General features: G+C 67.8%; 8 protein-coding genes. 5 read left to right on the plus strand and 3 right to left on the minus strand.

The window, feature by feature from the left end:
• The first annotated feature begins 1 nt into the window (after position 1).
• From purT to AC5Y4D_RS25570, 3 genes are read left to right on the plus strand one after another with little or no spacing between them, the layout of a single operon-like run.
• The gene (gene purT, locus AC5Y4D_RS25560; protein ID WP_499944629.1) at positions 2-1150 is read left to right on the plus strand and encodes a formate-dependent phosphoribosylglycinamide formyltransferase; all 1149 of its coding nucleotides are present in this window, start codon (positions 2-4) and stop codon (positions 1148-1150) included.
• On the plus strand, positions 1147-1566 hold the full coding sequence (locus AC5Y4D_RS25565; protein ID WP_499944630.1) for a rhodanese-like domain-containing protein: 420 nt from the start codon (positions 1147-1149) through the stop codon (positions 1564-1566). The genes purT and AC5Y4D_RS25565 overlap by 4 nt, the downstream gene beginning before the upstream one ends.
• Positions 1566-2759, plus strand: a complete 1194-nt coding sequence (locus tag AC5Y4D_RS25570) for an O-succinylhomoserine sulfhydrylase (protein WP_500038550.1) — start codon at positions 1566-1568, stop codon at positions 2757-2759. Before AC5Y4D_RS25565 ends, AC5Y4D_RS25570 begins: the two co-directional genes overlap by 1 nt.
• A gap of 67 nt (positions 2760-2826) precedes the next feature.
• On the opposite strand, the gene AC5Y4D_RS25575 is transcribed toward AC5Y4D_RS25570, so the two are convergent.
• From AC5Y4D_RS25575 to AC5Y4D_RS25585, 3 genes are read right to left on the minus strand one after another with little or no spacing between them, the layout of a single operon-like run.
• Positions 2827-4254: an NAD(P)/FAD-dependent oxidoreductase gene (locus tag AC5Y4D_RS25575; RefSeq protein ID WP_499944632.1), complete on the minus strand. Its 1428-nt coding sequence runs from the start codon at positions 4252-4254 to the stop codon at positions 2827-2829.
• Between the two features lie 48 nt (positions 4255-4302).
• The gene (locus tag AC5Y4D_RS25580; protein ID WP_499944633.1) at positions 4303-4788 is read right to left on the minus strand and encodes a hemerythrin domain-containing protein; all 486 of its coding nucleotides are present in this window, start codon (positions 4786-4788) and stop codon (positions 4303-4305) included.
• The gene (locus tag AC5Y4D_RS25585; protein WP_499944634.1) at positions 4785-5702 is read right to left on the minus strand and encodes a Rieske (2Fe-2S) protein; all 918 of its coding nucleotides are present in this window, start codon (positions 5700-5702) and stop codon (positions 4785-4787) included. Before AC5Y4D_RS25585 ends, AC5Y4D_RS25580 begins: the two co-directional genes overlap by 4 nt.
• 97 nt (positions 5703-5799) lie before the next feature.
• On the opposite strand from AC5Y4D_RS25585, the gene AC5Y4D_RS25590 reads away from it, so the two are divergent.
• Positions 5800-7113, plus strand: coding sequence for an aminotransferase class I/II-fold pyridoxal phosphate-dependent enzyme (locus AC5Y4D_RS25590; RefSeq protein ID WP_500038551.1), 1314 nt, complete (start codon positions 5800-5802; stop codon positions 7111-7113).
• Between the two features lie 27 nt (positions 7114-7140).
• Positions 7141-8652, plus strand: a complete 1512-nt coding sequence (locus tag AC5Y4D_RS25595) for a cytochrome P450 (RefSeq protein ID WP_500038552.1) — start codon at positions 7141-7143, stop codon at positions 8650-8652.
• The last annotated feature ends 1 nt before the right edge of the window (position 8653 follow it).

Genomic DNA, 8653 nt, shown 5'->3' on the forward strand with positions numbered 1-8653 from the left:
GGTGACTGACGGCGGGACCGAGGAACAGGGCGAGGGGGTCACCACGGCGTGGCCCATCGAGGCGCCGGTGGCAGCCGGACCGCGGGTGCTGCTGCTGGGCTCCGACGAGTCCGCCCGGGAACTGACGGTGGCGCTGCAGCGCCTGGGTGCCGAGGTGTACACCGACGACGTCGAGACACAGCGCACGCCGGACTTCGTGGTGGCGCTCGGCGATGTCGCCGACGTGGCAGCCGTGGCCGCCCGGGAATCTTCGGACACCGAGTTGGTGCCCGGGGCGCGCGCGGTGCAACTCACCGCCGACTCCGAAGGCTTGCGCCGGCTGGCCGCCGACGAACTCGGCCTGCCCACCGCGCCGTTCTGGTTCGTCGAGTCACTGGCCGAACTGGAGGCGGTGGGCGCGCATGCCGGCTTCCCGCTGCTGGTCAAACCCGCCGCCGGCCCGGGCGGCAGGGGACGGTCGGTGGTGGAGTCGGCCGAGGAGATCGCTGCGGCCTACGAAGCTGCCACCGAAGACGGCAACGGCCGCGTCTGGGCCGAAACGGTGGTGGACGTCGAATTTCTGGTCACGCTGATCGTGGTGCGCAGCGAAGGCCCGTCCGGTCCGGTCATCGAGTTCTGCAGCCCGATCGGGCACCGCAGCGAACCCGACGGCGAGCTGGAATCGTGGCAGCCCCAGCAGATGAGCACCGCCGCGCTGGACGCGGCCAGGTCGATCGCCGCGCGGATCGTCAAAGCCCTGGGTGGACGCGGGGTGTTCGGCGTCGAGCTGATGGTCAACGGGGACGAGGTGTACTTCGCAGAAGTCACCGCCGGCCCGCCGGACAGCGCCTGGGTAACCGTGCGCAGCCAGCGACTTTCGGCTTTCGAGCTGCAGGCCCGGGCGATCCTGGGGGTGGCGGTGGACACCATGATGGTGTCTCCGGGAGCGGCCCGGCTGGTCACGCGGGAGACCGCCGCAAAGCCCGACGCAGACGTGCTCGCCGCCGCGCTCGGCGTCCCGGAAAGCGACCTGCGGATATTCGAATCGGCATCACCGGACCGGGCGTCCAGCCGGGGGCTGGCCCTGGCCACCGCGCCCGAGCTGTCCGCTGCCCGCGACCGCGCCCGGCAGGTCGCGGAACGGCTGAATGTGCGAGACTCTCGCGCGTGAGTTACGCAGGAGATATCACGCCACTCGAGGCCTGGAAACTGATCGTGGAGAACCCCCAGACCGTGCTGGTGGACGTGCGCACCGACGCCGAATGGAGTTTCGTCGGCGTTCCCGACCTGTCCAGTGTGGGCCGTGACGTGCTCTTCATCGAGTGGAACAAGTCCAACGGACAACACAACGCCAACTTCCTGTCCGAATTGCGGAACCAGATCGCCCCGGCCGGTGACGCCGAGCGCCCGGTGGTGTTCCTGTGCCGTTCGGGCAATCGATCCATCGGCGCCGCCGAAGTCGCCACCGAGGCCGGCATCACGCCGTCCTACAACGTGCTCGACGGCTTCGAAGGCCAACTCGACTCGCGCGGTCACCGCGGTCAAACGGGTTGGCGCGCGCTCGGATTGCCCTGGAAGCAGGGCTAGTGTCGGCGTTGCCCGAGGGCGTCGGCCCGGCCACGATCGGGGTGCGCGGCGGACTGACGCGAACCGGGTTCGAGGAGACGGCCGAGGCCATGTTCCTGTCCTCGGGCTACGTGTACCCCTCGGCGTCCGTCGCCGAGCAGTCCTTCACCGGCGAGGTCGACCACTACGTCTACTCGCGCTACGGCAACCCGACCGTGTCGATGTTCCAGGACCGGCTGCGACTGATCGAGGGCGCCCCGGCCGCGTTCGCCACCGCCAGCGGCATGGCCGCGGTGTTCGTCTCGCTGGGCGCGCTGCTCGGCGCGGGGGACCGGTTGGTCGCCGCGCGCAGCCTGTTCGGCTCCTGTTTCGTGGTGTGCAACGAGATCCTGCCGCGCTGGGGAGTCGAGACCGTCTTCGTCGACGGTGACGACCTGTCCCAGTGGGAGCAGGCTTTGTCGGTCCCGACGCAGGCGGTGTTCTTCGAGACCCCGTCCAACCCGATGCAGTCCCTGGTCGACATCGCCGCGGTCACCGAACTGGCCCACGCGGCGGGCGCAAAAGTGGTGTTGGACAACGTTTTTGCGACGCCGCTGTTGCAGCAGGGGTTCCCGCTCGGGGTCGACGTGGTGGTGTACTCGGGCACCAAGCACATCGACGGTCAGGGCCGGGTGCTGGGCGGGGCCATCCTCGGTGACAAGGAGTACATCGACGGTCCGGTGCAGAAACTCATGCGCCACACCGGCCCGGCGATGAGCGCGTTCAACGCCTGGGTCATGCTCAAAGGCCTTGAGACGCTTGCTGTTCGGGTCGAGTACAGCAATTCCTCGGCGCACCGCATCGCCGAGTTTTTGGAGGGGCATCCGGCGATCAGCTGGGTGCGTTATCCGTTCCTGCCGTCGCACCCGCAGCACGACCTGGCCAAGCGCCAGATGACCGGCGGCGGAACGGTTGTCACGTTCGAGTTAAACGCGCCCGAGGGGGCCGCCAAGCCACGGGCCTTCGAGGTGCTCGACAAGCTGCGCCTGATCGACATCTCCAACAACCTCGGCGACACCAAATCCCTTGTCACACACCCGGCTACGACGACGCACCGGGCGATGGGGCCGGAGGGACGGGCCGCAATCGGGCTCGGCGATGGTGTGGTGCGCATCTCGGTCGGACTGGAAGGCACCGACGATCTGATCGCCGATATCGACCAGGCCCTGAGTTAGCGCGAGCAGACACAAAAGCCCCCATTTCGTACCGAAATGAGGGGCTTTTGTGTCTGCTCGCGCGGGGCTAGCCCGCTTTCTGCTCGGCCTTCTCGGCCTGCTCGGCGGCCGCCAGCGCGCCCTGGCTCTCGGCGGCGGACAGTCCCTGGCTCTCTTCCATCCACTTGGTCACCACGCGGGCGTAGATCATCTGGCTGGTGATGGCCATCTGTCCGCGGGTGCGGCCGACGAAGGAGATCACCCAGGAGAACAACGCGGCGATCCGGTTCCGGTGGCCCACCAGGTAAGCAACGTGCAAAACCAGCCAGGCCAGCCAGGCGATGAACCCGCCGAACTCCAGCTTGCCGACCTGTGCCACGGCGCTGTACCGCGAGATCGTCGCCATGCTGCCCTTGTTGAAGTAGTTGAACGGCTCGCGGGTGGCCGGATCGTCCTTGCTCTTGACGATGTTCTTGATCACCTTGGTGGCGTACTTCGCACCCTGGATTGCGCCCTGCGCCATGCCGGGCACGCCCTCCACCGATGCCAGGTCGCCGATGACGAAGACGTTCGGGTGTCCCTTGACGGTGAGGTCGGGTTCCACCACCACGCGCCCGGCCTTATCCGTCTCGGTGCCGTCGGACTGCTTGGCGACCAGCTCACCCAGCTTGCTGGCCTGCACGCCGGCGGCCCACACCTTGACCGCGCATTCGATGCGGCGCTCGCCGGTCTCCTTCTCCTTGATCGTGATGCCCTTGTAGTCCACGGCGGTCACCATGGCGTTCAGCTGGACCTCGACGTCCATTTTCTCCAGCCGTCGCTGCGCTTTACCGCCCAACTTCTCACCCATCGGCGGCAGGACCAGGGGCGCGGCGTCGACCAGCACCACCCGGCACTCGCTGGGTGTGATGGTCCGGAACGCCCCGGCCAGGGTGCGCTCGGCGAGTTCGACGATCTGTCCGGCCACCTCGACGCCGGTCGGTCCGGCACCGACCACCACGAAGGTCAGCCGCCGTTCCCGCTCCTCGTGATCGGTGCTCACCTCGGCGGCCTCGAACGCACCGAGGATGCGACCGCGCAACTCCAGCGCGTCGTCGATGGTCTTCATGCCGGGCGCGAACGTGGCGAATTCGTCGTTGCCGAAGTAGGACTGCTGGGATCCGGACGCGACGATCAGACTGTCGTATTCGGTGACGGTCTCCATGTCCATCAACTTCGACGTGACCCTCCGGGCCTTCAGGTCGATGTCGTTGACCTCGCCCAGCAACACCCGCACGTTCTTCTGCCGTCGCAGGATCAGCCGGGTGGTGGGGGCGATGTCGCCTTCGGACAGGATGCCCGTCGCCACCTGATAGAGCAGCGGCTGGAACAGGTGGGTGGTGGTCTTGGAGATCAGGGTGATGTCGACGTCGGCGCGCTTGAGTTTCCTGGCCGCGTTCAGACCGCCGAAACCGCTTCCGATGATGACGACGTGATGGCGCTTGTCGGCGGTCGAGACTTCGCTGGATGGCGTCATGGTCCTCCTATACCGTGCGACTCCATCCGGTAAACGTTATCCGCGCGCTCAGAACGCCCGCAACAGTGCGGCCCGCCCTTTCACGTGCAGTCGCTGCAGCCTCGAGTTGCGCAACTTGTCCATCCGTTCGGCCATCTCCCGGCCCAGCCGGTCGAGTTCCTCCGCGCTCAGATCCACCGGGGCCGGCGGCGGCACCAGGTCACGCTCCTCCTCGTCGGCGTGCGCCTCGAGGACCGTCAGGAAGGAATTCCACTCGGCTTCGTAGTCCGGGGATTTCGGCGAGGTGCGCAAGGCCACGGCCAGCTGGTCGTAGATCTGCCGGTGCTCGGCGTGCGCGATCGCGATCAGCTTGGTGGCGGCCGCCATCGCCGGGTAGTACAGGTCGTCCTCGATGCGCATGTGGATGTCGAACTCGAGCAGCAGGTCGTCGATGCATTTCTCGCGTTCGGGGGTACCGGCCGGTGCCTCACGCAGTCGGCCGCCCAGCTTGCGCAGCAAATTGTGGTGGTCTTTGAGCACGTCGTAGGCGTTCATCCGCGGACCTCGATCTTGCCCTCGTGCAACCGCGCCTGGTAGCACGGCAGCGGTGCGGCCGCCGGACCGCGGACCACCTGCCCGGACTGGGCGTCGAATTGCGAACCGTGCCAAGGGCATACGATGCGGCCGCGGTCAAGCCAGCCGTCGGCCATCGGTGCGGCCAGGTGCGGGCAGAACTCGCCGACCGCGGACACCTCGTCCTCCTCGCTCCGGCACAGGACCACCCCGACCCCGTCCACCTCGACGCGCTGCAGTTGTCCTTGCGGCAACTCCGTCTCGGCCAGCACCGGCGTCCAATCCGGTAGCTGCAGCCGCGGGCCGGACTGGTCGATCCCGATGCCGGATCCGAACACCAGCGATCCGCCGAGGAAACCACTGCCGGTCGCAATGCCGTAACCGACGGCGCTGATCACCGTGCCGCGCAGCTGACGCCCGCGGCGCCGCTCGCGCCACGACGTGATGTAGAGCGAGGTCGCGACCAGGTTCAGCACACCGTGCACCAGCCCGACGCGGCGGTCTTCCTCGTGGGTGTGTTGCCAGTCGGTGACGCCGGTGACGGCCGAGGCGAGGTTGGCCAGGATGCCGATGCCGAGTGCGTTCTGGGCGAAGCGTGCCGAGTCGCGTCGCTCGAACGGGGGTCGATGCGGCAACGCGTGCAACACGTCGAGGGCCACGGTGGTTCCGATCGCACCGCTGGCCAGCGACGCCAGCGGCGGATGCGCCGGGTGCCCCAGCCAGACCCCGTTGAGCAGGTTCGTAATCCGATTACGTGCTCCGCCAAGCGCATTGAAGACGAAGCTGAGCACGTTCTCGAGCCGGTAGCTGGGCCGGTCGAGCCATTCCTGGCGACCGATGAACGCAAGAATCCGTTTCCCGATGCCGTCGTCGGGGCGCACGAGTTGATCCACCATCTAAAGCTTTCCTCTCACTGTGAGGTTAAACCTAGCATTGTTTGTCATAGGACAAAAATACACAGTTGGGCGCGTCTGCGCCGGTACATTGACTCCCGTGCCGCCGATTTCCGGGTCGACCGCCAGCGCGATCGCGGACAGCGTCCGTGATCTCGTGTCGCGCGGGGATCTCGCGCCGGGCGCGGTGCTGCCGCCGATCCGCGCGTTGGCCACCGAACTTCAGGTCAACCGCAACACCGTCGCCGCGGCGTATCGGCAACTGGTGTCGGCCGGTGTGGCGGTTGCCGAGGGGCGCCGCGGGACCGCGATCGCCGAGATGCCCGACCTGGACGCCGAGCAGCTGCCCTCGTCCGGCCTGGTCGATCTGGCCAGCGGAAACCCGGATCCCAGGCTGTTGCCCGATCTGCTTGCGGCACTGCGCCGCTCGCAGTACCGGCCCACGCTGTACGGGGCGCCGGCGGTCGAACCCCGGATGATGGCGGTGGCCGAGCGAATGTTCGCGCCCGACGTCGAAAGCGTCGGCGCGGCCGACATCGTCGTGACCCACGGCGCCGTCGACGCCGTGGAGCGCGTGCTCAGCATCTGCCTGACCCGCGGGGACGCGGTCGCCGTCGAAGACCCGTGCTTTCTGGTCAGCATCGGCACCGTCCGGCTCAACGGCTATCAGCGGGTGCCCGTCCCGGTTGACGAGTACGGCATGACGGTGGCCGGACTCCGCAACGCGATCGCCAATCGCGGTGCCCGGGCGGTGATCATCACCCCTCGAGCGCACAACCCGACCGGCGTGAGCATCGACGAGCGGCGTGCCGCCGCGCTGCGGGCGGTGCTGGCGGACTATCCGGAAGTGCTGGTCATCGAGGACGACTACTTCTCGCTGGTGTCGTCGGCGCCGTACTGCCGGGTGACCCCGCCCTCGACGTACAACTGGGCGCTGGTGCGTTCCGTCGCCAAGTTTCTGGGCCCGGACATCCGGGTCGCGATGGTGGCCGCCAACCCGCAGACCGCTCAGCTGATCGGCGCCAGATTGCGGGCGGGCAAGACCTGGGTGAGTCATCTGCTGCAGGCGGCGGCAGCGCACATGCTCACCGATGCCGCGACGGTCGCACGGCTGGGCCGGGCCCGGCGAACCTACGCCAAACGCGGTCACGTGCTCGCGGAAGCGCTTGCGGCCGAGGGTATTTCGCCGCTGGGTTCGCCCGACGGGCTGAATCTGTGGGTGGACCTTGCCGACCCGGAGACGGTTGACGCGACGGTCGCACGGCTGACGCGGGCCGGTTGGGCGGTGCAGCCCGGGGACATCTTCGCCGTCGATCCCTACCGTCCCCGGTGCGGCATCCGGATCACCTCGGCGAGCATCACCGCGCGGCAGGCAACGCGGTTCGCCGCCGACCTGGCCGCCGCGGTAACTTAGGCGTGCCTAACGAAAGGTTGTGACACGTTGACCGCTGCGGAAGAGCCGCTGTACCGGCCCTACGAGCAGGAAAGCGACGAGCCAACCGGCCTCCCGCCCGTGATAGCCCCCGTCGTCGCACCGCGGACGCGCGAGGACCCGCTGTGGCCCACCCGGCTGTCGGTGCCTACGCTGCTCAGCGCCGCGCGCGGTTCCGGCCGTCCGGCGCCGTTGCCGCCCGGTCCCAAGGGCTTGCCGGTGTTCGGCTCCTTCTTCGAGCTGCGCAAGGATCCCTTCGAGCTGATCAGTCGCGGTGCGGCAGGCTACGGCGACATGTTCCGCATCCCGATGCCGTTGCTGGACATGGTCGCGGTGACCCACCCGGACCTGTTGTGCGAGTTCATGGACGACTCCGAGGGCCGCTACAGCCGCTACGACCTGCTCGGTCCGTTGCTGAAGGTGATCGGCGCGAACAGCATCATGCTGGAAGGGCCCAAGCTGCGGGAACGCCGCAAGATGCTGATGCCGATGTTCACCCGTCGGCACCTGACCACTATGGCCGACATCTTCTCGAGCGAGTTCGACGAACGGCTCGCCCGCTGGGGATCCTTCGCGGGCACCGGAGCGCCGGTGGACCTGCAGTACGAGATATCGCTGTTGACGTTGAAGGTGTATCTGAAGACGTTGTTCTCGGCCTCGATCGGGGAACGGGAACTGCGCCGTCTCGACGCCGACATGCGGGCCATCACCGGCCTGCTCGGGATGACCACGCTGATGGTGCCGTTCCCCAATCTGCTGCCGCACAAAGGACGATCCAGCCTGCTGCCGGCGCTGGCCCGGATCTATCGCCTGGTCGGACGCCTGATCAAGGACCGCAAGAAAAACCCGCTGGAGACCCCGGACTTCCTGGACACGCTGCTGGAAGCCCGCTACGAGGACGGCTCACCCATCTCCCGGCCCGACCTGGCCGCCGAGATCGTCGGACTGCTCGGTGGCGCGTATGACCCCACCGGCGCGGCACTGAGCTGGACGGTGGCGTTGCTGCTGACGAACCCCGACCAGCTGGCCGGGCTGTATGAGGAGATCGATGTGCTGGGCGGGGCGCTGCCCACCTTCGACGACGTGTCCCGGCTGGGCTGGACCAGGGCCTGCTTCGACGAGGGCCAGCGGATGCAGGGACACCCGTTCTTCCCGCGGTTCTGCATGACCGACAACGAGCTGGGCGGCTATCGGCTGCCCAAGTACACGCTGGTCGGTGCCTCGATGTCGGTGGTGCACCGCGACCCGAGATGGTGGCCGGACCCGGATCGGTTCGACCCCACCCGGTTCACCGACCCCGACCAGGTGCGGGCGCGGCCACGGCTGGCGTTCATGCCGTTCAGCTCGGGACAGCACTTCTGCCTGGGCACCACGATGGCCTACATGGCGGCGCAGTTCTTCCTGACCATCCTGTTCCAGCGCTATCGGCTCAGCGTGCCGGACGGTTGGCAGCCCGAGCCGCAGTTCACCTTTTCGGTGATGGTCAAGGGCGGGCTGCCGGTGACGGTTTCGCGGGCCTAGT

The sequence above is a fragment of the Mycobacterium sp. NGS67 genome, from assembly GCF_059812185.1.